General features: G+C 56.0%; 17 protein-coding genes and 2 tRNA genes. 6 read left to right on the plus strand and 13 right to left on the minus strand.

From position 1 onward, the window contains the following. Nucleotides 1–719: 719 nt before the first annotated feature. From recA to QZR17_RS05710, 6 genes are all read right to left on the minus strand, one after another. Nucleotides 720–1,805, minus strand: a complete 1,086-nt coding sequence (gene recA / locus QZR17_RS05685) for a recombinase RecA (protein ID WP_296122175.1) — start codon at nucleotides 1,803–1,805, stop codon at nucleotides 720–722. A 40-nt stretch (nucleotides 1,806–1,845) separates the two neighbouring features. Next, nucleotides 1,846–3,048: a saccharopine dehydrogenase family protein gene (locus QZR17_RS05690; protein WP_297128765.1), complete on the minus strand. Its 1,203-nt coding sequence runs from the start codon at nucleotides 3,046–3,048 to the stop codon at nucleotides 1,846–1,848. A gap of 208 nt (nucleotides 3,049–3,256) precedes the next feature. Next, nucleotides 3,257–4,921, minus strand: coding sequence for a formate--tetrahydrofolate ligase (locus tag QZR17_RS05695; protein WP_297128767.1), 1,665 nt, complete (start codon nucleotides 4,919–4,921; stop codon nucleotides 3,257–3,259). A 162-nt stretch (nucleotides 4,922–5,083) separates the two neighbouring features. Beyond that, nucleotides 5,084–5,569 (minus strand): ferritin, encoded by a 486-nt coding sequence (locus QZR17_RS05700; protein WP_297128770.1) that lies wholly within the window; start codon nucleotides 5,567–5,569, stop codon nucleotides 5,084–5,086. Between the two features lie 36 nt (nucleotides 5,570–5,605). Continuing rightward, on the minus strand, nucleotides 5,606–5,881 hold the full coding sequence (locus tag QZR17_RS05705; protein ID WP_296164898.1) for a hypothetical protein: 276 nt from the start codon (nucleotides 5,879–5,881) through the stop codon (nucleotides 5,606–5,608). Nucleotides 5,882–5,993: 112 nt separating this feature from the next. Further along, nucleotides 5,994–6,077 (minus strand) — tRNA-Leu (locus QZR17_RS05710). A 254-nt stretch (nucleotides 6,078–6,331) separates the two neighbouring features. On the opposite strand from QZR17_RS05710, the gene QZR17_RS05715 reads away from it, so the two are divergent. Further along, the gene (locus QZR17_RS05715; protein WP_296164731.1) at nucleotides 6,332–9,022 is read left to right on the plus strand and encodes a carboxypeptidase-like regulatory domain-containing protein; all 2,691 of its coding nucleotides are present in this window, start codon (nucleotides 6,332–6,334) and stop codon (nucleotides 9,020–9,022) included. Between the two features lie 153 nt (nucleotides 9,023–9,175). Further along, nucleotides 9,176–10,483, plus strand: coding sequence for a 5'-nucleotidase C-terminal domain-containing protein (locus tag QZR17_RS05720; RefSeq protein WP_297128774.1), 1,308 nt, complete (start codon nucleotides 9,176–9,178; stop codon nucleotides 10,481–10,483). A 10-nt stretch (nucleotides 10,484–10,493) separates the two neighbouring features. On the opposite strand, the gene QZR17_RS05725 is transcribed toward QZR17_RS05720, so the two are convergent. Both QZR17_RS05725 and QZR17_RS05730 read right to left on the minus strand, forming a co-directional pair. Beyond that, nucleotides 10,494–11,036, minus strand: a complete 543-nt coding sequence (locus QZR17_RS05725) for an MFS transporter (RefSeq protein ID WP_297128776.1) — start codon at nucleotides 11,034–11,036, stop codon at nucleotides 10,494–10,496. A gap of 9 nt (nucleotides 11,037–11,045) precedes the next feature. After that, nucleotides 11,046–11,969: an MFS transporter gene (locus tag QZR17_RS05730; RefSeq protein WP_297128779.1), complete on the minus strand. Its 924-nt coding sequence runs from the start codon at nucleotides 11,967–11,969 to the stop codon at nucleotides 11,046–11,048. Between the two features lie 145 nt (nucleotides 11,970–12,114). Here QZR17_RS05730 and QZR17_RS05735 point away from each other — a divergent pair, with 145 nt between their 5' ends. From QZR17_RS05735 to QZR17_RS05750, 4 genes are all read left to right on the plus strand, one after another. Further along, the gene (locus QZR17_RS05735) at nucleotides 12,115–12,633 is read left to right on the plus strand and encodes a nitroreductase family protein (RefSeq protein WP_297128782.1); all 519 of its coding nucleotides are present in this window, start codon (nucleotides 12,115–12,117) and stop codon (nucleotides 12,631–12,633) included. A gap of 19 nt (nucleotides 12,634–12,652) precedes the next feature. Then, nucleotides 12,653–13,666: a hypothetical protein gene (locus tag QZR17_RS05740; protein WP_297128786.1), complete on the plus strand. Its 1,014-nt coding sequence runs from the start codon at nucleotides 12,653–12,655 to the stop codon at nucleotides 13,664–13,666. 33 nt (nucleotides 13,667–13,699) lie between these two features. Continuing rightward, nucleotides 13,700–13,784 (plus strand) — tRNA-Ser (locus QZR17_RS05745). 234 nt (nucleotides 13,785–14,018) lie between these two features. After that, nucleotides 14,019–14,918, plus strand: coding sequence for an AraC family transcriptional regulator (locus QZR17_RS05750; protein WP_297128789.1), 900 nt, complete (start codon nucleotides 14,019–14,021; stop codon nucleotides 14,916–14,918). A gap of 233 nt (nucleotides 14,919–15,151) precedes the next feature. Here QZR17_RS05750 and QZR17_RS05755 read toward each other — a convergent pair whose 3' ends face one another. From QZR17_RS05755 to QZR17_RS05775, 5 genes are all read right to left on the minus strand, one after another. Continuing rightward, nucleotides 15,152–16,102 (minus strand): PorV/PorQ family protein, encoded by a 951-nt coding sequence (locus tag QZR17_RS05755; RefSeq protein ID WP_297128792.1) that lies wholly within the window; start codon nucleotides 16,100–16,102, stop codon nucleotides 15,152–15,154. A gap of 23 nt (nucleotides 16,103–16,125) precedes the next feature. Beyond that, nucleotides 16,126–18,876, minus strand: a complete 2,751-nt coding sequence (locus QZR17_RS05760; protein ID WP_297128795.1) for a S8 family serine peptidase — start codon at nucleotides 18,874–18,876, stop codon at nucleotides 16,126–16,128. Next, entirely contained in the window at nucleotides 18,873–20,432 is a 1,560-nt protein-coding gene (locus QZR17_RS05765; RefSeq protein ID WP_296164454.1) for a BACON domain-containing protein, read from the minus strand. The genes QZR17_RS05760 and QZR17_RS05765 overlap by 4 nt, the downstream gene beginning before the upstream one ends. A gap of 24 nt (nucleotides 20,433–20,456) precedes the next feature. Beyond that, nucleotides 20,457–21,974: a BACON domain-containing protein gene (locus QZR17_RS05770; RefSeq protein WP_296164456.1), complete on the minus strand. Its 1,518-nt coding sequence runs from the start codon at nucleotides 21,972–21,974 to the stop codon at nucleotides 20,457–20,459. Between the two features lie 317 nt (nucleotides 21,975–22,291). Next, nucleotides 22,292–24,127 carry a long-chain fatty acid--CoA ligase gene (locus QZR17_RS05775; RefSeq protein WP_297128798.1) on the minus strand — a complete coding sequence of 612 codons (1,836 nt, stop codon included), beginning with the start codon at nucleotides 24,125–24,127 and terminating at the stop codon, nucleotides 22,292–22,294. Nucleotides 24,128–24,446: the final 319 nt, after the last annotated feature.

A 24,446-nucleotide genomic window follows, 5' to 3' on the forward strand; every position in this document is an offset into this window, starting at 1 on the left:
CCCCTCGGGCGGTGATGTGAGTGCAAAGGTACGAAAGTTTTTCATTCCTGCAAGCAACTTGGAAAATTCTTTTTCCCGATCCGCTCACCCCGACCTCTGCCGGAGCCTCAGGAGCGTATCCCTCTCGGCTTTGCGAGTGCAAAGGTACAACATTTCTTACTTCCTGCAAGCCCTCTCTCGGAAATATTTTACGAAGATCCCGCAAGTCGCTGACTTACAACACGAAAAAAAACACATTTCACCCAAAGTCAGACCTCCCGTAGACCAAGCTCAAGACCCGCCTCCCATCAGCGCTCCACTAATACCGATATTAGGGTTGTCTAATACCGATATTAGAGTTGCCTAATACCGATATTAGTCGTCTCTAATATCGGTATTAGATTTCCACCTGAGCGGACTAGGAAAAAAAGAGGGCAGACCCGCTTGCAACGGATCTGCCCTCTCTATAGTGTGGTCCTTTCTTTCCTGTGGAGAAAAATAAGGGTTGCACTCCCGTGCAACCCTTACTATAGGTTCCACAAAATATTAGGATGTTAGGTAAGAAAGATTGATTAGGTTACGCATCTTGTGATTGTAATGATGCAAAGGTGCGACAAAATGGCGTTTACATCAAGGTGGCAAAATCTGTTACTTAACAGGAATGAAACATCTCGTTAGCAAACTTTTTGAATTTAAGCAGCGAAAATGCCAACTGCACCCGTCAATACGCCCTTTCCTACCTATTCCTTGCTTGCGTTGTCCTCGGCGATACGAGCCTTGATCTTGGCCTCGATCTCATCGGCGAGGTCGGGATTCTCCTCCAGGAGAGTCTTGGCCGCCTCGCGTCCCTGGCCCATGCGCATATCTCCGTAGCTGTACCAGGAGCCACTCTTGTCGATGATACCCATATCGACAGCGATGTCGACCAGCTCGCCGGACTTGGCGATGCCCTTGCCGTACATGATGTCAAACTCTGCACGACGGAAGGGTGGAGCGACCTTATTCTTCGCCACCTTGACCTTGGTGAGGTTGCCCACCTGCTCCTCGCCGTCCTTGAGGGCTGTACTGCGGCGGATGTCGATGCGGATGGTGGCGTAGTACTTAAGGGCGTTGCCACCGGTGGTGGTCTCAGGATTGCCGTAGCCACCGATCTTCTCACGGAGCTGATTGATGAAGATGCAGCAGGTGCGGGTCTTGCTGATGAGGGCAGCGAGCTTGCGGAGCGCCTGACTCATGAGGCGGGCCTGGAGACCGAGCTTATTCTCTCCCATCTCTCCATCGATCTCACTCTTGGGGGTGAGGGCAGCGACGGAGTCGATGACGACGACGTCGACAGCGGAGGAGCGGATAAGGTTCTCAGCAATATCGAGGGCCTGCTCACCGTCGTCAGGCTGAGAGATCCAGAGGCGGGAGAGGTCGACGCCGAGGGCCTCGGCATAGACGCGGTCAAAGGCGTGCTCTGCATCGATGTAGGCAGCGAGACCACCGAGCTTCTGCGCCTCAGCAATGGCGTGGATCGCCAGCGTGGTCTTACCGGAGGACTCCGGGCCGTAGATCTCTACGATGCGACCACGGGGATAGCCACCGACACCGAGTGCGAGGTCCAGCGTGAGGGAGCCGGTGGGGATTGCCTCGATGGGCTGCACTTCCTGAGAGGCCATATTCATCAGCGAGCCCTTGCCAAAGGTCTTCTCGATCTTGGCCTGAGCCGCCTGCATAGCCTTGAGCTTATTGGGATCCGCCTCGACGCGATGAGACTTAGGGGCAGCGCCCTCGATCTCCTCGGTGATGCTCTGGTCCTCGCCCATCTCTTTCTTATCTGCCATAGTATAGCTTGTCACTTATTCTTTTCCTATGAAAAAATCCTCAGAGCTCCAGATCGATGTCGTGCAGCTCGTGCCAGGGGAGACCCTGCTTAGCCACCTCCTCGAGGAAGGGATCGGGGTCAAACTCCTCGACATTGAAGACTCCGTGACCGCTCCAGAGCCCCTTGAAGAACATGATCGCGCCTGTCGTCGCTGGGACGCCGGTGGTGTAGCTTACACCCTGGGCACCGGTCTCCTTGTAGGCCGCAGCGTGGTCGGTATTATTGTAGATGTAGTATGTGTGCTCCTCGCCGCCACGCAGCCCTCGGATGCGGCAGCCGATAGAGGTCTGGCCGGTGTAGTCGCTCCCGAGCTCCTTGGGGTCGGGGAGGACTGCCTTGAGGAACTGCAGCGGGATGATATCGATGCCCTTGTACTTGATCGGCTCGATGCCCGCCATGCCGATATTCTGTATCACACGGAGGTGGGTCAGGTACTCCTGCCCAAAGGTCATCCAGAAGCGCGCCCGGCGGAGGGAGGGGTAGTTCTTCACCAAGCTCTCCAGCTCCTCGTGGTACATCAGGTAGCTCTCACGGGGACCGACCTCAGGGTAGGTGAGCGTCTTGTGGATCTCGAGTGGCTCGGTGGTGATCCACTCGCCATCCTCGTAGTAGCGCCCGTGCTGAGTCACCTCGCGGATATTGATCTCGGGATTGAAATTGGTGGCAAAGGCCTTGTGGTGATCACCCGCATTGCAGTCGACGATATCGAGGTGGGTGATCTCGTCGAAGTGGTGCTTGGCAGCGTAAGCGGTGTAGACGCTGCAGACACCGGGGTCAAACCCGCAGCCGAGGATGGCGGTGAGGCCTGCCTCCTTGAAGCGATCCTGATACGCCCACTGCCAGCTGTACTCATACTTCGCCTCGTCCTTGGGCTCGTAGTTGGCGGTGTCGAGGTAATTGACCCCGCAGCGGAGGCAGGCATCCATGATGGGGAGGTCCTGGTACGGGAGGGCGACATTGATCACCAGCTCGGGCTGTACGCGCTCCATGAGCACGCAGAGCTGCTCCACATCGTCCGCATCGACCTGAGCGGTCTTGATGAAGTCCTTGCCACCGGGAATCTTAGCCACGAGGGCATCGATGGTGCTCTTCGTCCGACTGGCGATGGTGATGTCGGTGAAGATGTCCCTATTCATGGCCACCTTCTGAGCCACGACGGTACCGACACCACCGGCACCGATAATAAGTACGCGTCCTTTCATATATGGATACTAATGATTGTATGTGTCATAATCTATCGTCTCAAAGGTACCAAAAACTTAGCTGTCGGACAGCCCACCAAAAAGCCGAGCACACTAGTTTGATTGACAAGCTCTACAATAGGCAGTGATGGAATACACCTTATCTACATATATAGAGGGGGCTGTGTCGCATAGGCACAGCCCCCTCTCTAGTTAATAACAGGGTCGATCAGCTCAGGCCATCGATCTCACCATTGACGATGTCGATCTTCTCGGCATTGGGGACCTTGGGGAGTCCCGGCATGCGCATGATGCTGCCCATGATGACGACGATCATCTCAGCACCAGTGGTGACGACGATGTCATTGACATGCATCTCGAAGTCTCTCGGAGCCCCGAGGAGGGAGGCATCGTCGGAGAAGGAGTACTGCGTCTTGGCGATGCAGATGGGGAACTTGTCGTAGCCCAGCTCGTCGATCATCTTGAGCGCCTTGATCGCCTTCTTGTCGTAGACCACGCGATCTGCCCGGTAGATCTCTCTCGTGAGGGCCTCGATCTTCTCCTTGACCGGGCTGTCGAGATCGTAGCCAAATGTGAGGGGCTTGGAGGGGTGCTTGTCGATGGTATCTACGACCACCTGAGCCAGCTCTGTCGCTCCCTTGCCGCCCTCAGCGAAGGCGTTATTGACGGCAAAGGGCACGCCGAGCTCCTCGCAGTGGAGGCGGATCGCCTCGAGTTCAGCCTCGGTGTCGGTGGGGAAGCGGTTGATGCAGATGACGACGCTCTGACCAAACTTCCGCATATTCTCCACGTGCTGATCGAGATTGGTGAAGCCCTTCTTCAGTGCCTCCACATTCTCCGTGCTGAGGTCAGCGTCCTTGACACCACCATGGAGCTTGAGGGACTTGGCGCTGGCCACAAGGATCGTGGCGGCAGGCTGGAGACCATTCTGACGGCAGACGATGTCGAGGAACTTCTCGGCGCCGAGGTCAGCACCGAAGCCTGCCTCCGTGATGGCGTAGTCACCATAGTGGATCGCCATCTTGGTTGCGATGACGGAGTTGCAGCCGTGAGCGATATTGGCGAAGGGGCCACCGTGGATGAAGGCGGGGGTATTCTCAGTCGTCTGGACGAGATTGGGCTGGAGGGCGTCCATCAGGAGGACGGTGATCGCTCCACCGATCTTCATATCTCCCACGGTGAAGGGGCTGCCGTCCTTCTTGTACCCGACGACGATATTGTCGATCCGGCGACGGAGGTCATCTATGTCCTTGGCGAGGCAGAGGATCGCCATGATCTCGGATGCGGGCGTGATGTCAAATCCCGTCTCGCTCACCTCACCATTACCATCCCCGAGGCCGGTGATGATGTGGCGGATACTGCGATCGTTGACGTCCAGCACGCGCCTCCAGGTGATCTTGGAGAGACCATCTTCGTCATTGCGGTGGCGGTAGGCGTAGTTGTCGACGAGAGCCGAGATGGTGTTATTGGCGGAGGTGATGGCGTGGAAGTCTCCGGTGAAGTGGAGATTGATCTTATCCATCGGCAGCACCTGTGAGTAGCCGCCACCGGCGGCACCACCCTTGACGCCAAAGACCGGACCGAGGGAGGGCTCGCGGAGAGCGACGATCGCCTTCTTGCCGATCTGATTCATCCCCAGGGCGAGTCCGATGGAGACGGTAGTCTTGCCGACACCGGCCTTGGTAGGCGTGATCGCAGTGACGAGGATCAGGTGCCCGGCACCGTGCTGCTTCTCCTTGAGGACATCCAGGCTGATCTTACCCATGTAGTGACCATAGGGAAGGAAGTCCTTCTCCGGGATATTAAGTGACTGAGCGATCTCCTGGATCGGCTTGAGCTTCGCCTCTCTGGCGATCTCGATATCTGATTTCATAATTGTGTTGTGATTTGGTTTTAGTGTTTGACCAAAGGTACCCATAATTTTGTGACAGCAGGTGCCCTAATTGCGATAAGAGATCTCTTTCCGCAATTTCATCAAAAAAAAGCGTGAGGATAGGTAGGTCACCCATCCTCACGCTTGTCTACTGAGCTACTCTTACTCGCGCATACCCATCTCCTGATCGAAGATGGCGACAGCGCAATCGCCGATGAGATCGAGGCGGTCGAGATTGTGCTGTGCGTTCTCCTCTTCCTCCTCCTGCTCTACGACAAACTTCTCGAAGAAGACGCGTACTCCGTAGTCGTGGTCCTCAGTGGCCATCTTGACGATCTCCTCGATCGACTTGGTGATGGACTGCTCATGGTGGAGCGACTGGGTGAGGATCTCGCGGAGGGTGCCGAAGGAATTGGGCACCCCAGCGATCGGCTTCAGCTCGGGGCGCACGCCACGTCCCTCGAGGTAGGAGATCATCGCCTCAGCGTGGGCGACCTCCTCATGGGACTGGAGCTTGAGCCACTTGGTCACACCATCGAGGGCGCGGTCAGCTGTATCCATAGCCATAGAGCGGTAGAGATAGGCGGAGTAGAGCTCCTTATTGATCTGCTCGTTGATAGCGGCGATCAGTCTGTCAGTCATCTTCATAGTGTACTGTATTTATATTGATTGGTGATTGTAGTGTCATGAGTTGCCGGATGTGTCATCATCCACCTCCTCATACTCGACATAGCTGCCTCCACCGAGGTCGTGCTGTGCCTCCCGCAGGATATCGGCACTGCTCTTCTGAGCGCGCTCATCCCGAGCAGCCTGCTCCTGAGCCTCCTCCTCTCGGCGGCGGTACTCTCGCTTGACCTGCCGATGCACCGCACTGATGCGTGCTATCTGCCGTATCAAGGGCCATAGGGAGTAGAGGATCACCCCTAAGACGAGGAGAAGGAGTATGGAAAATGGTGACATATCCTACTTGCAATTTTACTCTAACAAAGGTACCAAAAAAAGCTACCCACCTACATCAGTGCAAAAAGCGAGCCTCCCCGGACCCTTTAGTCCAAGGAGACTCACCCTCAAGTGCCCGGAACCGGGATCGAACCGGTACGGATGTTACTCCATTGGTGTTTGAGACCAACGCGTCTACCAATTCCGCCACCCGGGCTCTCGCGAGGACAAAGGTACGACATTTTTCTGACGGGATAAGTGTGCCTTTTTGTCAGATCGACAGACCGAGGAGTTGTGCAACTAGGGCAGGAAATGTTGTCTTGCACGCCCCCGTGGGTTTCTCCGATGAGGTTTCTCACATAGATGGAAAAAGTAACAGAAATGTCACCCCTTAAAGCTATCTTTGCACAAATTATAAGCGACTAAGATAGGAAGTAATCAACCAACATACTTTATTTAAGATTTCTGCGTATGAGAACGAGAGCAATCTTTGCCGTCTTGGCACTTCTGTTGCTTGAAGCAGTGGCCATAGGACAGACGCGCTACACCGGTAAGGTCGTGGATCTTACATCAGGAGAGAGCATCCCGGGAGCCATCGTCCTGGAGAAGGGAACCTCTAATGGTGCCTCCACCGATATCGATGGCAACTTCACCATCAGCATCAATGGCAAGGGGGTCATCGTGGTGTCCTACATAGGATACAAGACCAGAGAGATCACAGTCTCTCCGGAGAAGAGGAGCTTAGGACGGATCGAGATGGCGGAGGACGCCAGCACCCTTGGCGAGGTTGTGGTCGTGGGGAATAGTCTCATCGACATCGTCAAGGATCGGCAGACACCCATTGCCGCGACGACGCTCACCGGCCCTCAGGTGACTGAGAAGATGGGTAACCTCGACTTCCCCGAGGCACTCAAGGGTGTCCCGAGTGTACACACCATTAATAATAGTGGGTATGGTGATGCCTACTTCACTGTGCGAGGATTTGACCAAGCCAATGTACTCGTTCTGATCAATGGTCAGCCGGTCAACGATATGGAGTGGGGTGGTATCTACTGGTCCAATTGGTCCGGCGTCGCTGACGTAGCGTCTGTCGTACAGCAGCAGAGAGGTCTCGGATCCTCCAAGATCGGGATCTCCTCCGTCGGTGGTACGACTAATATTGTCACCAAGGCAGCTGACCGTGATCAGGGAGGAAGCCTTAAGTTTGTGACCGGTAACGATGGATACTTCAAATCATCCATCAGCTATGACTCCGGGCTGCAGGGACAGTGGGCCATCAGTGCTCTCGTCTCCTACTGGCGCGGTGATGGATACATCGACTGCACCCCCGGATATGGAGGGACTTACTTCTTGTCCATTGGATATAAGCTCAATGACAAGCACTCCTTCAACTTCACTACCACCGGGGCACCCCAGGTGCATAACCAGGGCTTTAGGGAGAGCATTTACACCTACGAGAAATTCGGCACCCGATACAACTCCAACTGGGGATACCTTGATGGAAAGCCGTATAGTTTCTCCAGAAACTTCTATCACAAGCCTGTTGCGAATCTCAATTGGGACTGGAAAATCAGCGATAAGACCTCCCTCTCCACGGTTTTCTATGGATCATGGGGCTTTGGAGGTGGTACCGGCACCTTCGGGACACCACACTATAAAATCCCGGATGACGAGAACGGTCTGATCAAGGTGGATGACCTCGTCAAGGCAAATAGAGGAGAAACCGTAGAAGGTATCAAGAAAAGCGTACCTGCCTGGGACGGGACAAATCTCGACAGTAAGAATCATTACTGGAATGGCAAGCATGTCGTGACAGAACGTGGTGGGGGTACTGTACTTCGCTCCTCGATGAATAACCACAGCTGGTATGGTCTGCTCTCAAACCTTGATGCAAAGGTGGGAGACAACTGGACTTTCAATGCCGGAGTCGACCTCCGTACCTATGTCGGCAAGCACTACCGGGTTGTGAATGACCTGCTGGGTGCCGATGCGTATTACGAGAATGTGGACATGAACTCCGCAGGCGTCTTTGTGGGAGACGAGGTAAGCCTCAATCCTCTGGCCATCTCAGAGATGCAAAATGCTCAGAAGGTAAATCGTAACTACGATAGCCACGTAGGCTGGACCGGACTTTTCGGTCAGGCAGAGTATAATAACGAGCATATCTCGGCATTTGTACAGGGGTCAGTCTCCAGTCAGTTTTATAAGCGTCACGAGTACTTCGAGGTGCCTACCGCTGAGCAGTGGACCAAGTGGACTAACCGCTGGGGTGGTAATATCAAGGGAGGAGTCAACTGGAAGTTTGACACCCACAACAATGCTTTCATCAATGCCGGATACTTCTCCCGTCAGCCCTTCTTCTCATCCCTTTATCCTAATGCATACACTTCCCGTGCCAACGAGATGCAGGAGGGTATCAAGAACGAGGGTATCACAAGTGTTGAGGGTGGCTACATATTCAATTCCTCTCTCGTCAGAGCTGTCCTGAATGCGTACTTCACACAGTGGAAAGACAGGTATCAGTCCTTTAGCGCAAATATAGGTGAGGATAGAAGGCAGGCGCGCACCTACGTGGATCAGGTTCACAGTGGTGTCGAGCTTGAGGTGACTGCTCACCCGACTCACTTCCTCGACATCTTCGGGATGATCTCATATGGTAACTGGAAGTACGGAAGTACCGCCATTGCTGATATCTACGATGATCTCAATCGTCCTGTACAGGGAGAGAAGCCGAAGCTGTATCTCGAGAATATTCCGATCGGCGGTGCTCCACAATTCCAGACCCGACTTGGTGCCAAGGCACGTATTTACAAAGGGCTGAGTGCAGACCTGAACTGGTATTACAACGACCGGAACTACTCTGCTATTAATGCAACAGACTTCAAAAAGGAGGGTACAACCAACCTGAAGATGCCTGCGTACAGCACTTTGGACGGAGGCGTATCGTACCGACTCAGATTCAGTGACACAAGTGCTGTGAAGGGACTCTCTTTCAGGCTCAACGTCAACAATATTCTTGACACTAAGTACATCGCACGCGGTTTCAATAACTACGCTGCTGATGCCAAGGAAGAGAACAACTGGAAGGGAATCAACAAGAAGAACCAGGTGGCCTTTGGCTACGGTCGCACTTGGTCTCTCTCTGCCACGATGAACTTCTGATCACTTAGTTACACACATACTTTCATTATCCCACGCCTCCTGAGAGATGGTGGCGTGGGATAATCATTTTTAAGCAGCACTATGAGAAAATACTTAGTTCTTATCTTAACACTGATAGCTAACTGTACTGCTCTATCAGCGCAAGAGAAGGCAGTGAAGATCCTGTACTTCAATGACGCCCATGAGCCGGATATGGTCTCCACAGAGGGGGGATTACTCGGAGGTGTCTCCCGGATGAAGACAGTCGTGGACTCCATCAGACAGTCCTCTCCTGATGCCCTACTACTATTTGGGGGAGATCTGGGCGGTGGCACCCTCGCCGGAAAGCTGTACAGAGGGAGCATAATGGTAGACTTCCTCAGTGAGATCGGTGTCGACTACGCCAACTATGGTCAGCACGACTTTGACTACGGCATCGACAACACGCTGGCACTGACTCATCGGGCGAGGTTTACGTGGATAAGCAGCAATACTATGACCAGGGAGGGTGGTACCATCAGTGGCAGTGTCCCATTCACCATTCACAGGATCGGAGACCTCAGCATCGGCATTATGGGGCTGGTCGATAAGGTGAATACTTCCTCGCCCCACTCAGGGATCACTCAGAGAGACATCATAGACTGCGCCCGGGATGCCGTAGGCCATCTGTCCGGAGCAGACTACATCATCGCACTGACGCAGATGAATAGCGAGCTCAATGAGCAGCTCCTGCGGGAGTGTCCTCAGATCGATCTCATACTGGGCGAGGAGACCTCCCAGTACATCACCAACGTACACTTCGTGGGAGATAAAATGATCGTCGATGGCTGCGGCAATATGGGTCACCTCGTCGAGGTGACGCTGCGCAGTAAGGGTGGTAGTCACGCTCTCTCAGTACATCCCATCAGTCCGTCAGTAAGACCGGACGAGCGTCTGGAGAATCGTGTCCGGGCAATCGATGAAGAGATCGAGTCCCGACTGGGAGTCCGGCTTACCACACTGCCTCAGGACCGCATTTGTACACGACGACGGACGGGGGAGCTGGTGGCTAAGGCCTTCAGAGAGCATTATGGGACAGACATCGCCCTAGTACAGAGTGGTGGCATCCGTGCAGACCTGAGGAGTGGAGACATCACCCTGAGAGACGTGTACTCCATCCTTCCCTACGAGAATCGCATCATACCCGTCAGACTCCCCGGGTACTCCGTCCGGAGGCTCCTTGAGAAAGCGATAATAGACGGAGACGATGTCGCACTCTCGGGCGTGGAGATAGACAGATCCAATGAGGAGCTAATCATCCGAGTGGACGGAGCACCATTGGAGGAGAACAAGGAGTACACTATGGCTCTGTCAGAGTATGTTTTGAGCGGAGGGGGAGGATTTGACAAAATAGCCGATAGCTCATATCTTCTGCCCCCGGACAGAGCCGATACGGACTCGGATATACTGATTCGGTATCTCTCTTCGCACAGTGCGGAGTAATTCTCCCTTGCTACTTGCTCGCTACCGTTGTCTTGCCCTGGCTCTTGGGGATGGAGTAGTAGATGACGGCAAAGGAGATGACGATGATGATGAGATTGTAGAGATAAGCGGCCATCGCTCCCTGACGGATCGTGACATTGTCTTGTCGCCCGACAAAGGTGACCACCTCGCTGAGGAGAGTGACCGGCTCAGCGGAGTAGGCGATGTCCTGGAAGATTGCGGTCGAGATGGCAATGCCAAAGGAGCTGCCGAGCGAGGAAGCCATCTTGAAGATCCCCGAGCCGATCCCCGTGCGGCTCTCCGGCAGCGTAGCCAAAGCCGAGTCGGTAGAGGCGGTGGCAAAGAGCCCCAGCCCGGCACCGAAGAGCGAGTAGGCGATCACGACAAGCGTCATATAGGTACCTGCCATCACATTTGTCGGGAGGAGCAGACAGAGGGCCATTGCGACCGTGCCACAGGAGAGGAGCATAGGGAGTCGCGCACCATAGCGCTGCATCAGCTTCTCCCCGACACGGATGAAGAGCAGGATCGACACGCCGTAGCCGATCGACATCAGCCCCACCTAGTCCACCGGCACACCGGAGGCCAGCTGCAGGAGACTGCTGACGATGATGATGATGCCGGTGGAGGCATTGAGGAGAAAATTAGCCACCGTGGCGCCGCTGTAGACCGGGTTTCGGAAGACTCGGAGGTCGAGGAAGGGGTGCTTGGCACCCCGCTCAATGCCGATGAAGAGGAGGATGAAGATCGTCGCCGTGAGGAGCAGGCCAAGAGACTTGACATCCACCCAGCCCCACTGCGGACCCTCCGTCACATAGAGCTGCAGGCTGACGATGCCGAGGATCAGCGTGGCAATGCCGGGGATGTCCCGCCCGCCCTTCGCGTCACTCCCCGGGCGGTAGTAAGGCAGGGTCCGGATGAGGAAAAGCCCGAGGAGAGCCACCGCCGCAGCGAGCCAAAAGATCCACCTCCAGCTGAGCCACTGAGTCATATATCCCCCGAGTAGGGAGCTAAATGCAGTACCGCCCCAGGTACCCATACTCCACAGGCTGATCGCCCGCTGTCGCCCCTTCTCGTCCCAGAATACCCGTAGCAGTGCCAGCGTCGAGGGCATCACGCAGGCGCCGCTCAGCCCCTGACAGATACGCCCCAGCAGCAGTATCGGTGCCGTGAGCGGTGAGTGACCGGGCGTCAGGGCGATGAGCACCGCCCCCACGATCGCCAGGATCAGCCCGAGGCGGGTCATCCGTGTGTGCCCCAGGCGATCCCCGAGACCACCGATGAGCACGATCAGGATCCCGCAGACGAGGGAGGTGACGGAGACGGCGAGATTGAGCAGCGAGGGGGAGAGCCCCAGGTCAGCATTCATCTCGCCCCTCACATTGAGGAGCGTCATGGCAAAGAGCCAGAAGGAGAGGAGACCGCATATAAATCCGAAGAGGATCCGGTCATTGCCTCTAAAGGTGGTAGTACTATCCTTATCCATTAGCGCGAAGTGACTTAATTGTTGGTAGAGCAAGATACATAATTGTCGTAAAAACGGAAGCGCCCGAATTTAGGTACTTTTGCATCCGAGGGTCACTCCCCCACCCGGTGGAAGAGGGGGAGATCACTCCATAGAGCAGAGACAAATGGACTTCAGAGACTTAGTGATGGAGCGCTACAGCGTCCGTCAGTGCGATACGACACGCGATATACCGGAGGAGGATATGCAGCTGATCCTCGATGCGGCGGTGCAGGCCCCCACAGCGTGCAATAATCAGCCCTTCCGCATCTACCGGATCCGTAGCCGAGAGATGCGCGAGCGTGCAGAGCAGTGGTACAATAGAGCCCACTTCCGCACCGCACGCGAGGTGCTCCTGATCGTGGGGGAGGATGCCGCAGCCTACGTCTATCCGGATAAGGAAAATAACTCCCTCTACACCGACACCGCCATTGCGATCGCCTACATGCAGCTCCAGGCGGAGGACCTCGGGATCGGCTCCGTCTGGATCAATGCCTTTGACCGACCTCTCTGCGCCCGGGATATGGGGCTGGAGAAGGGCAGGGAGACACCCGTCGCCCTCCTCGCTCTCGGCTATCCCCTACCCGACGCCACTCGGCCGACCCGCAAGCGGAAGAGCATGGACGACTTAGTCAAGACAATCTAAACCCTTTTCATCAATAATCATGAGGAAAATACTCCTTACCCTACTCACCATCAGCGGTCTCGCACTCACTGCCACCGCTCAGGGCTCCGGCGAGCTCCGTGACCATATCACCGTCACCGGGTGGGGGCAGACCTATTACGATGCTGCCTTCGGTCCCAATGTCCACGGGACCAATACCTTTGCCATCAATAAGATCAACCTCGTCGCCAAGGGTCAGATCACCGACCGCTGGAGTATGGGCATCCTCGTCCAGCTCCACAGCCCGGCGAAGCTCAAGGAGCTCTGGCTACAGTATACCCTCATGCCCCAGCTCAGGGTCCGCATCGGGGAGATGAAGACCCCCTTCGGTATGGAGAATCAGATCCCCCCCTCCTTACTCCCTCTCACCTCCGGCTGGACCACCCCCACCTGCTACTTTGCCGGCGTGAGCGGTGACCCGCTCTACCGCGGCACCTCCGGGCGAGACATCGGGTTCGAGCTGTCGGGCGACCTCTGGGGCAAGATCCTCACCTACAAGCTCGCCGTGATGAATGGTCAGGGGATGAATACCCTCGATCTCGGCACCACCAAGATGTATGGCGGGGCGCTCTACGTCCGCCCCTACCATGGTATCACCCTCCACACCTCCTACCTCGGTGGCGAGATGCACGCTATGGGTGCGAGGGGAGAGATCCAGGCGGGAGACGCCTACAAGCGCAGTAGCGCCAGTGTCGGTCTCACCCTCGACTACCGCCCCGTCACCCTCTCCGCCGAGTACCTCATCGCAAAGACCGGAGAGACGACCGGTGACGGAGCCTACCTCATGGCTGTGGGGCACCTGCCGAAGAGCTTCGAGCTCTATGGTGCGGTCGACTGGCTCAGGACCGACCGGAGCGCAAGCGAGAGCCTCCTCACCGGCACGGTGGGCATCCAGAGATGGTTTGCCAAGAAGTGCCGCTGGCAGCTCGAGTACCGCGTCCCCGGCACCCTGGGTTCTGAGGCGGGCTTCGGACCGGTGCATCACATCAGGACGCAGGTGCAGTTCGGATTCTAAGAGAAAAATATCGTACCTTTGCCACACATCTGAGGAGAGTTGGCAGAGTGGACGAATGCGGCGGATTCGAAATCCGTTGTAGTGCAAGCTACCGGGGGTTCGAATCCCTCACTCTCCGCAAGCCTATGGGTGCACGTCACAGAGTATTGTGGCGTGCACCTTTTATTGTGTCCCTACCACCGAGATCCCTACATAATTGGGCAAAAATCAGCCGAGGGGCTAAATGTGGATTGTACAATCTTCCTTTTGCATTTTGCTTGCTCCTTTGATAGAAAAGCTCTAACTTTGTAAAACTTTCTGCAAGACAGAGGACTCCTCGGAGGGTACTGATATTTAGAGTAATGGAGAAGGAATGATTACCAATAATAAGAAAGATGTTGTCGACCTCGATCGACACCTCAATTGTCACTACTACGCATGCGCACTACGCTGCCCGCTCAGTACCTATACTCTCGAGCGGGGCGAGGAGTTGACCATCGACAGCGAGAAGCACTTCATGTTTGTCTTCGTGGAGGCGCGCACCTCATCCTACAGCTATAGAGATGAGACAGAGCGGCACGCCTGCCGGGGGGATCACTTCCTCTTCTTAGGCACGCAGCGCACCGTCACCATCTATGGCGATGGCAAAGAGACAAAGGTCCACACATTCTTCTTCAGCAAGCCCTCGCAACTCTGCGACAATTACTCCATCGCTCGGCTCAAGGACAAGGCACCCACGTCGCATGTCTTCATCTCGCTCCCTACACACGAGTCGATCAAGATGGTGCTCGACAGCATGCTCTACATGAATAGTCACCAGCTCAATTGCATCAACATCTACGAGTCGAAGCTCAAGGAGCTCTTCTTTTTCCTCGGCGCCTTCTACGACCGGGAGCAGATCGCATGGCTCCTCGCCCCGCTGCTCCACCAGGAGATCGACTTCAAGGAGTTTGTGGTCCAAAACTTCCTCCGCGCCAAGACCGTCCAGGATCTTGCCGACCAGAGAGGGATGCCGGTGCGGGTCTTCAAGAAGAGATTTCAGGAGACCTTCAATGTCCCCCCCTACACCTGGATGCTACAGGAGAAGGCGAAGTATATTGATCGTCAGCTCGCCGATCCCGCGGTGCCCTTCTCGGAGATCATCAAGGAATTTGGTTTCTCCTCCCCGAGCCACTTCACCGTCTTCTGCCGCCGTCAGTACGATATGACGCCTACCCAGCGCCGGCATAAGCTCCTCCGCGAGAAGGCGAGGACAGAGCAGTCCGATAAGTAAACTCCCACCACCGGGACAGAGAGCCCCGGTACAGAGGTCCCCCGCAGGATAGAAATGCCTGCGGGGGACCTCTCTTTTTTTGCTCTCATCGGATCAGCGTATTACTCCGGTGTGAGATGATCAAGCTAATAGCGGTATTAGCCTCGAGACTAATACCGCTATAGCTGTGGCTCCGGTGCACAGTCACCCTATGCTGAGAGCCGGGGTTGCTTAGAGACTCTATGCTGCAGTGCTCAGAAGTGACAGCCTACAGATAGGGCGAGGTGATTGGTCTCCCGCTGTTGCGGGGCTACCCTACAGGATAGACCTAAGGAGACATTGCGGGTCGGCTGGCAGCAGAGACCTCCGGTGAGGTAGTACCGACCGGGCAGTATGGTGCCACCGAGCTGGAAGCTCATCACATCCAGGAATGCTACACCCAGTCCGATACCGACAGCGTACTGCTTAGCAGAGGCGGGCTGGACAAGGTAGTCCCCCGTCACCGCAGCGAGCAGCGTCCACTCCGAGGTGAGCCCATAGCGCAGGTCACCGGCGAGGGTGACGGAGCCGGGCATAGAGTACTTGCCACTCTTCTTGCCGTAGAGTACCGCTCCACCGAAATTACGGAGAGAGGCTCCGAGGGTGTACCCGAGGGGTACAGAGGAGAGCCGGCTGCCGTAGGTGGCACCGAGCGACCCACCACCGGTGAGAGCGATCTTACCGATGTACGACTCAACGAAGTGTCCCACCACGTAGGCTCTCCAGTGATTGTTGATGCGAAGGGCATAGCCGAGGTCAGCGGTGATGTCCATCGGGTGTATCTCGCGACCATCCCCGCTCTCCGTCGACGTGAGGACACTTCCCCCGCCGAGGTAGCGGAAGCCTGCGATCACGGCATGCTTGTCGCGAAATCTCCAGCTCCCGGTGACGGCGTTGTAAAATCCACTCCCCGACCACATCGAGTCATGTCCCGTACCGATGATGCCGGTGTAGGAGAGCGAGAAGCGCTCACTCCGGTCAAATACTGCCCCGGGTGCTGAGTAGATATAGTGCCCTCCGGAGAGGGTGCTACCGCCCGTCTGTCCCATGGCGGCAGAGAGTGCATCAGGATTTTGCGAGAGCACGGGTAGCGTCCCTGAGTCCTGGGCGGATGCGGTGAGAGTGATCCCAGCGAGGAGGAGAGCAATGACGTATATTGGTTTCATGATATACATAGGGTATGAGTCAATTAGTACTTCACGAAGTATCGGGTATACTTCAGACCATTATTACCCTCCACCTGGAGCAGGTACTTGCCACCGGCGAGCTTGGAGAGATCCATCTTGTGGGTACTCCCCTCACCCGTGATGCCGCTGACAGCCTCCTTGTAGACTACCGACCCATTGCCGGCGATGACGGAGATGGTGGCGCTACCGATCTGTCCCGATAGGACGACATTGAGGTCACCATAGGTCGGGATCGGGTATACATGGTAGACTATATCGTCAGGCACTGCCTTGATGCTGAGACTGACATAGAGCTCAGCACCCAGCTCATCGACTGCATGTATCTGTACCGTGGAGCTACCCTTGGTGAGTCCCTTGAGGGTGACCACACCATCATGCAGCTTCACTGCGACGACCTGATCCGCTGAGGAGGTGACGGCGTAGGTCAGCTTATGCCCATCGGGGTCGGTGATGAAGTCTCCGAGAGAGATGGTCTGCTCACGGCCTATCGGGAGATAGGTGAGCGTGATCGGCTTGGAGAGCACGGGGGCGGAGTTGAGGTAGACCTCGTAGGAGATCTTCACCTCCGTCTCAGCGCCATACTGGTCCCTCACGACCACAGAGAAGTCGTGCTTCCCTACGGAGCCTCTTGCCGAGAGATCGACGAGGATCGTCTCCTCCTCTCTATTGGCCGAGATGCCGAGGAGATCACCCTTCATGGTATAGGACCAGGTGTGACCCTCGGGGTCGGCTACCTTGAGGAGCAGCCGAGCTGTCTCACTGCCGGCGAGGCGGATCTCCTTAGGTCCCTCTACGGTCACCACAGGAGCGGCATTGTCGAGCGTAGAGGAGGAGAAGAAGGTGGGTGCTGCCTCATTGCCCCAGCGGTCTACCGCCACTATGGCATAGTGGTAGCTCTGATGGATCGAGAGGTTGTGGCTGGTATAGGAGACCTTATCGCCCACATTATACTTCAGTCCGAAGACCTTGGTAGACTTTGCACTCTTGTAGGTAGAGGCGGTGAGGGGCTCCTTATCGCTGTAGTAGATGACGTAGTAGCTTGCGGTACGGTCATCAGGGTCTGCCACGGCAGGGAAGGTGATGGTCAGGTCGGTATATCCCGGCTCTGCCTTTACGTCCTTGACCTGTGCAGGAGCCTTGGAGGAGTCGCTGTCGAGCGCACGAGCGGCATCGAGGTATCCGGCACCGAGGATGCCCTCAAATCCCGGATTGTACTCATTGATGTCCGACGGGCGGAGGGCAGAGAGGAGACGACGCTTACAGTCAGCATTCGTGAAGCCACGTCCGCCATACTTGGAGACGATCAGTCCGGTCACACCGCTGGCGTGAGGACAGGCCATCGAGGTCCCCTGCATGAATTCGTAGTAGCTCTGAGCAGCGAGGATATTCCCCGTCTGCTCGTCCACCTTCTTCTGTACCGAGGTGCTGTAGATCTGTCCACCGGGATAGTGGAGGTCACCACCGGGGCACATCAGGTTGATCCACTCGCCACGATTGGTGTAGTACGCCTTCTTCCAGTCGGGAGCCATGGCGGATATGGTCACCACCGGACCGTAAGCGGCCGGGTAGGACATATCGTCCGAGGACTCATTACCGGCGGCAAAGAGTACCACCCCACCCTTCATCGGAGAGTCGGGCAGCTGATTGCCATCATTATCGCAGCCGGCATAGTCGATGAAGTAGTCGATCGCTTTCTTGAGAGAGGGGGACATAAACTTGGAGCCACCCCAGGAATTCTGCGCAATGACGGCGCCGTGATTGGCAGCGTAGACAAAGGCGCGCTCAAAGGCCTGCCCATTCTTTCGTCCAAAGGCATCGCAGACCATAATCCGTACACCGGAGTCGGGACTGCCATTACCACCAGCGACACCGCAGACACCGATGCCATTATTATTCACCGCAGCGATCACACCTGCCACGTGCGTGCCGTGGGCATCGTACGCGATATTGGCATCCTCGTCGGCAAAGTTGTACCCGTGGATATCGCCATTGTACCCGCCCTGCCCGGGATTGGGATTGACCCAGATATTCTGCGCGAGGTCCTCATGCTCGTAGTAGACACCACCATCGATGACAGCGACGATGACGGAGGGGTCTCCGGTCTCCTGCTTCCACGCCTCAAAGAGGTTGAGATCAGCCCCCTTGAGAGACTTGAGCCCCGATCCCGTATTGTGGTAGTGCCACTGCTTGCGGAGGTAGGGGTCGTTGAAGGGCATCACATCATTCTCATTCCGCTCTGAGTCAAAGCTATAGGCTCTGAGGGGGAAGAATACCGGCTCATCCATCGTCCGATAGAGAGGCACCTGCTCCACCAGATCCACTCCGGGGAGATCAGCGACCTCAGACGCAGAGCGGAGCGTGGTACTCTCACCGGCACTCTCATCGAGGATAATGTCGTACCAGAGGTGGAGTCCCGCCCGGCGCATACGCTTCTCATAGGCAGGCTCCATGATGAAGACCGGCCTCACCTCGCGAGCACCGATACTCCGGAGGAGATCGCTCATGGGCGCATCACAGCTCCGCAGCGCAGGATCATCAGCACGGAGGGCGCGGGTACCGATCTTGTCGGCCAGGTCGGGCGTCAGTCGGACGCGGACGAGACCGGGGACGGTCGCCCCCTGACCTGCCGGATCGACCTCGGCAGACTGCTCAGGCTCCTCAGGGTCGAGTGCCGTCCTGTCGGAGCAGGCGGCAAGACCGAGTCCGAGGGCAATGAGGAGGGCTAAGAGCCCCATACTTGGCTTTTTTCTCATTTCCATAGCTTCTTCATCTGAGTCATCTTATGGTCGAGAGCGCTCGTCTGCGTATTGGAGGGCACGTAGGGCAGCATCATGATGACGAGTGACGGATCATCCTCGCCGTTGAAGTGGGCAAATTGGGTCCTCATCTGGACACCCTTAGAGGCATTGACAAAGACGTCCATCTTGCCGTCAGAGGTCTTGCCGTTGTACTTGAATCCATCCTTCTCACATAGGGCAAGGAACTCCTCAGTGATATTAAGGCGACCATTGTACTCCCAGTAGACCAGATTGATATCAGACCACTCCTGGAAGGTAGCGAGCAGGACACCGACCTTCTGCTTGGAGGCATCCCAGCTGAGGTAGTAGTTGCGCGACTTGATCTGCTTGCTACCGGGCACCTTGTACTCGAAGTAGCAGATGTTATGGGCATCATCGTACTGATCGCCATCAGGGTTGTAGACACCGCCATTCTCCTGCTCGTATTTCTTTACCTCGTCGTAGTCGGCACCGAATGCAACGGGGATGTAGGGGATCTTGTCGAAGGTCTTGTAAGCCTGCGGCTGCTTCGGGATGTAGATGTACTCGATATTGGGGTCGTAGGTGTGATCCTTGATGGAGGCTACGACGCGATTGCTGGGATTGAAGTAGCGCAGCTTGCCCTGCTTCTCCGTGAAGCCCTCAGCGAGGAGCGCGGAGTCGATGACATGCATCGCCTCCTCGGTGATCATCGTCTCGCCATCCTTATCGGTGGTCGTGTAGTCGGCGGCGATGTAAGCCTGTGCGGCCGTCATCACACCCTTGGTGGAGAAGGAGTAGGCTATCTGGCTCATCATCGGGCTGGTGGTCGTGAAGGTGACAGAGCCGGTGAGCGTCTGCTTGATCATGCTCCTGCGCTCCATCTCGAAGCGTGAGATGAGGCTCATGGTGCCGTACTCAAAGTCAATGTAGGGCAGGAGGAAGAGTGGCCACTCCTTCTGCTTCACAGTGACCGCTACGGTGCCGGCCTCTCCCTCTACCTGGAAGATGATCTCGCTCTGACGTGCGCCGCCACTCTTATTGGCATCGGCGCGGAGGATCACCTCCTTCTTCCACGGGAGAGAGGTGACCTGGATCCAGTCGGTGGCTGAGGTGCAGGTCCAGCCCTCACCATTGACGCGGACACTGATGGTGACCTCGCTGTCCCACGGCTCCAGTACGATCGCCTCGGGGACGGTGGTCACATCGAGGGCGTTGCCCTCCTGAGTCACCTTAAGAGCCTTGACTAAGTCTCCCGCCTGCACGAGCACGACGGCATCACGCTGGCCGATCACCTTATTCTCATCATAGACCAGCTTGACGGACTTCCCCTCAGGTACTGCGGTGATCCAGTCTCTATTGCTGATGGCTACGACAGACTCCTCATTGGTCTGCACGCTGACGACCATCTCGCCCTTGTCCTTGGTGAGTCGTACTTCCGGCTTATCGAGCTCGAGCATGGTCGGCTCTTTCTCTAAGCTCTCAGGCGTACATCCGAAGCAACAGAGGAGTACTGTGAGGAGCGATGCAAGTATATGTAGTGATTTATTCATGATCTGATTATGTCGTGTGGTGGTTTACTTACGGTTGGTTTTGTGGGCAATCATCTTGGTCCCGGGATTTATCTGCAGGACGATGATCGGATCGGGATCTCCGAAGAACTTCTTGCACTGAGCACCCATGGTCAGCCCCTTCTCCTTGGAGACAAAGACGTAGACATGCTCGAGGATATTGTACTCTTCGAAGTGGAAGCCCTCTTTCTCGCACAGGGCCATAAATTCGTTTGTCGGTGTGAAGTACCCCTTGTAGTTCCAGAAGGCACGATCCGTGTCGAGGAAGTACTGGCGGGTCTTCTCGAGCAGGTATTCGCCACTCTTCTTATCCTGATGGAAGAGATAGAGCCGCCCATCGGCATTATACTCACCTGGAGGCGTGACAAACTCGTACTCATCCTCATAATTGTAGGTCTCCTTACCGCCCACGCTGTCCTCGTACTCCTTCACCTTGTCCTTCGTGATGCCGAAGGTGGTCAGTCCGAGAGGCAGGGTGTCAAAAGTAGGCATCGCCTTGGGCTGCTCCGGCTTGTAGGAGAAGAGGAGGTGTGGTGTATTCTTGAAGAAAGGCTTGATCTCCACCGTCAGATTGCGCTGATCCTTGTGGCGGAAGGTATTCTCATCCACCTGCTCGGTGAAGCCATTCTCCTTGAGGAAGCTGATCAGCTCCAGACGCGCCTCACCGAGGAGGAGCTGCGTCGAGGAGGCATCCACCTGAGCATACAGGTAGGCACCACCCGCATAGATCGTATATACGACACGTGGGAAGGCACTGCTCGTGGTGGAGAAGGTGAAGAAGCGCTCACTCTCATCCTCGATGGCACCACCTCTCTCCTTCTCGAAGAGCTGGATGTCGGGCCTTGTCGCTGTCTCAAAATTCATATAGGGGAGTATAAACCAGTCAACTCCTCTCTGAGTCACACGTATCTCAGCACCTCCGCTGCTCTCACCCTGCAGGGTGATCATGATCTTCCCCTCACGAGGCTCGCGATTGCGGTTGGGAGCTACGCGGACATCGATCCGCTTGGCGACGGGATAGGGCGTGACGGTGATCCACTCATCGTCACTCTTGGCGGTCCAGAGGTCGGTACCGCTCTCCACGTCGATGGAGCGGGTCTCACCCCACTGGGTGATCTTGAGCTCACTCGAGCCGGCACTGCTACCGGCATGAGCAATGATCACCTCGGTGCCCTTTCCCTGCATGATGGTGAGCTGGCGACGCACGCCGGAGGCGGTCACCACCACGGATCCCATGCGAGCGCTTGAGGTGGGATTAGCCTCCGCACTGAGGAGGAGGGTGTGGTCATCCTTTTTGGTGGCCGAGATCCAGCTATTGGCGGTATAGCAGCTCCAGTCAGGAGCATCCGTCGTCACGCCGACCTCGCGAGTCACCTTACCCGGATCGAGCGAGACAATCCCCACCTCAGAGAGGGTGAGGGTCGCCGTCTCACTCAGCTCGTCACCGATCGTGCATCCTGTCTGTAGGAGGAGCAGCAAGATCGGCAGTAGACCCAGGAGTTTTTTTGGCTTACAGCGATTCATAATGATGTATTAAGTAAGTAATTAAAAGGTTCGCATTGGTGTCCGACAGAGCGATCGAAATGCCTCGCACCAAGCTTTACGACACAAATGTACGGACTATTCCCCGATTAGTTGCTCACATTAGATAGCACTTTTATCGGTTTCATTTGATTTTTCTTCACTTGGAGCGAAAACAAACTTACTTCTCTTTTTTTTTGTAAAAAAGGATATTATTCTTTTCACAGCGGCTTAAATTCGGTACAGCAAAGATAATAATGAAGGCGTCCGAGGGACTTAGAGATCCCCCGGACGCCTCTTTTTTTGGCGTATGGTGTGGGTCAGAGCTCGGGCTTTTCGTCGACCGAGTAGCCATACATGGCATCTATCTCGGGCGTGTAGCGCTCGATGATGCGCGCTCGGCGGATCTTCATCGTCGAGGTGAGGAGGCCATTCTCTATCGAGAAGGGCTCTGTCAGCAGCACAAACCGCCGTACCTGCTCATAGTCGGCCTGCTCACGGAGCGTCTCATTGATATGCTCCTTGACGATCCTCTGCGCCTCATCGCTCTCTGCCAGCTCCTTCGGATCGGTCGGCGCTCCCTCGCCCATCAGCTCGCTCAGCACCTTATAGTCCGGCACCACGAGAGCGGTGACGTAATTGCGCTTATCGCCGATGGTGACCACCTGGCTGAAGAGCTCGTCCTGCAGGATCTGTCCCTCGAGGAAGTTGGGGGCGATGTACTTCCCGTTGCTTGTCTTGTAGAGATCCTTCTTCCGCTCGATGTAGAAGAGGTTGCGCTTCTCATCGATCCTACCGAGGTCTCCGGTGCGGAAAAATCCATCGGCCGTAAAGACCTTCGCATTCTCCTCCGGGCGCTTGTAGTAGCCGGGCGTGACAGTATCACCCCGCACCAGTATCTCGCCCCCCTCCGACTCATCGATCCTCACCTCCACCGGGTCGATGACACGCCCCACGGAGCTGATCACGAAGTCGCCCTGACGGCTGAAGGATACCGATGCCGTCGTCTCCGTCAGGCCATACCCATACATGATCGGGATGCCCAGCGAGAGGAGCGATCGGTAGACGTGCTCATTAAGCGCCGCACCGGAGGTGGGGAAGACCAGCCCCCGGTCGATGCCGAGCCTCTTCTTGATCGTGTGGAAGAAGATGTTGTCGTAAAACTTATACTGCAGCCTCCTCAGGAGGGGCGCTCTCCGTCCCGTCGAGATATACTTCTCCTGATAGGCGGTCGCCACGCTCATCGCCCTCCGAGCCACGCTCTGGAGCGACTTAGGCGCCTCACGCACGTACTTCATCAGCCCCTGATGCAGCTTCTCCCAGAGGCGCGGCACACTGCACATAAAGTGCGGGTGCACCTCCTTGAGCGAGTGGAAGAGCGAGCGTGCATTCTCATTCACCGCTATCGTCACCCCGCACTGCAGGCAGAGGAGGCTAAACATTTTCTCAAATATATGTGCCAGCGGCAGGAACATCAGCGACACCCTGCCCGGCTTCATGCCCTCGATCACCAAGTGAGCCTTGATGGACGTGATGATATTGCGCTGCGTGAGCGGTACCCCCTTAGATGTGCCGGTGGTACCACTCGTGTAGAGGATAAAAGCAATGTCGTCCGGGCTGTAGTCTGCCATCCGCTCCTTGATCTCCGCCCGGTACCGCTCATACTCGCCCTCCTCCATCTGCATGAAGTCAGTCAGCCTAATGCCGTCAAAGGGTCTCCTCTCACTTGGCTCGATACAGACCACAGTGCAGTCCAGATCCTTCACCACCTCGCTCACCATACTGTGCTGCCTGTCGTCGCCCACAAAGATCAGCCTGATCTCCGCCTCCGTCACGATATGGCGGATCTCTCCTGCGGTGGAGCTGGCATAGATGGGTATGCTGAAGGCGCGTATCTGCTGCACGGCAAGGTCGAGGGCGAGGAATTCCCCCTTATTCTCCGACAAGATCGCCACCCCCTCCTGAGGACGGATCCCGAAGCGGATGAGTGCCGCAGCCATCCGGTGCGTCAGGTCGGCAAAGGCCTGCTGACTCATCTCATGCCACGTCCTGGAGGCATTATCGCGGATGAGCAGGCAGGGGGCTGCAACCCCGTAGCGCTCTACATTAGCATCCGGCAGCTGACACAGCGGATATATCTCAGGTGTATGGCTCATAACTCTTATCAGATAGCTGAAGTATCGTTCCTGTAAAGGTGTCTCTCCTTACGCAAAGCCCCTTACTGAGACAAAGATACACAAAAGTCCTATAGTGAGAATATTTTTCACCCTTTCCCTTCTCCCAAGCCCCCATAAAGGTATCTCATTAGAGTGGTATAGAACCAGTTACCACCGTGAAAAGGCGGGAATGAAGCACCCCTTGCGGGTGCTCGCTCCATAGGCACAGGTCATCCGTGTAGCGGTGACCGATGTGCGATCGCCCTCGTAATATCTCAAGTGCACCACCTCTTCCTACCCCATCCAAGCCTATTAGGCG

Source organism: uncultured Porphyromonas sp., assembly GCF_900541275.1.
GTDB lineage: Bacteria > Bacteroidota > Bacteroidia > Bacteroidales > Porphyromonadaceae > Porphyromonas_A.

What these genes read in the sequence shown, in the direction of transcription:
- QZR17_RS05765 (WP_296164454.1), bottom strand. Translation starts at nt 20,432, where the DNA reads ATGAATAAATCACTACATATACTTGCATCGCTCCTCACAGTACTCCTC.
- QZR17_RS05695 (WP_297128767.1), bottom strand. Translation starts at nt 4,921, where the DNA reads ATGAAATCAGATATCGAGATCGCCAGAGAGGCGAAGCTCAAGCCGATC.
- QZR17_RS05730 (WP_297128779.1), bottom strand. Translation starts at nt 11,969, where the DNA reads ATGGATAAGGATAGTACTACCACCTTTAGAGGCAATGACCGGATCCTC.
- QZR17_RS05750 (WP_297128789.1), top strand. Translation starts at nt 14,019, where the DNA reads ATGATTACCAATAATAAGAAAGATGTTGTCGACCTCGATCGACACCTC.
- QZR17_RS05775 (WP_297128798.1), bottom strand. Translation starts at nt 24,127, where the DNA reads ATGAGCCATACACCTGAGATATATCCGCTGTGTCAGCTGCCGGATGCT.
- recA (WP_296122175.1), bottom strand. Translation starts at nt 1,805, where the DNA reads ATGGCAGATAAGAAAGAGATGGGCGAGGACCAGAGCATCACCGAGGAG.
- QZR17_RS05755 (WP_297128792.1), bottom strand. Translation starts at nt 16,102, where the DNA reads ATGAAACCAATATACGTCATTGCTCTCCTCCTCGCTGGGATCACTCTC.
- QZR17_RS05700 (WP_297128770.1), bottom strand. Translation starts at nt 5,569, where the DNA reads ATGAAGATGACTGACAGACTGATCGCCGCTATCAACGAGCAGATCAAT.
- QZR17_RS05690 (WP_297128765.1), bottom strand. Translation starts at nt 3,048, where the DNA reads ATGAAAGGACGCGTACTTATTATCGGTGCCGGTGGTGTCGGTACCGTC.
- QZR17_RS05705 (WP_296164898.1), bottom strand. Translation starts at nt 5,881, where the DNA reads ATGTCACCATTTTCCATACTCCTTCTCCTCGTCTTAGGGGTGATCCTC.
- QZR17_RS05735 (WP_297128782.1), top strand. Translation starts at nt 12,115, where the DNA reads ATGGACTTCAGAGACTTAGTGATGGAGCGCTACAGCGTCCGTCAGTGC.
- QZR17_RS05770 (WP_296164456.1), bottom strand. Translation starts at nt 21,974, where the DNA reads ATGAATCGCTGTAAGCCAAAAAAACTCCTGGGTCTACTGCCGATCTTG.
- QZR17_RS05715 (WP_296164731.1), top strand. Translation starts at nt 6,332, where the DNA reads ATGAGAACGAGAGCAATCTTTGCCGTCTTGGCACTTCTGTTGCTTGAA.
- QZR17_RS05740 (WP_297128786.1), top strand. Translation starts at nt 12,653, where the DNA reads ATGAGGAAAATACTCCTTACCCTACTCACCATCAGCGGTCTCGCACTC.
- QZR17_RS05760 (WP_297128795.1), bottom strand. Translation starts at nt 18,876, where the DNA reads ATGAGAAAAAAGCCAAGTATGGGGCTCTTAGCCCTCCTCATTGCCCTC.
- QZR17_RS05725 (WP_297128776.1), bottom strand. Translation starts at nt 11,036, where the DNA reads ATGTCGATCGGCTACGGCGTGTCGATCCTGCTCTTCATCCGTGTCGGG.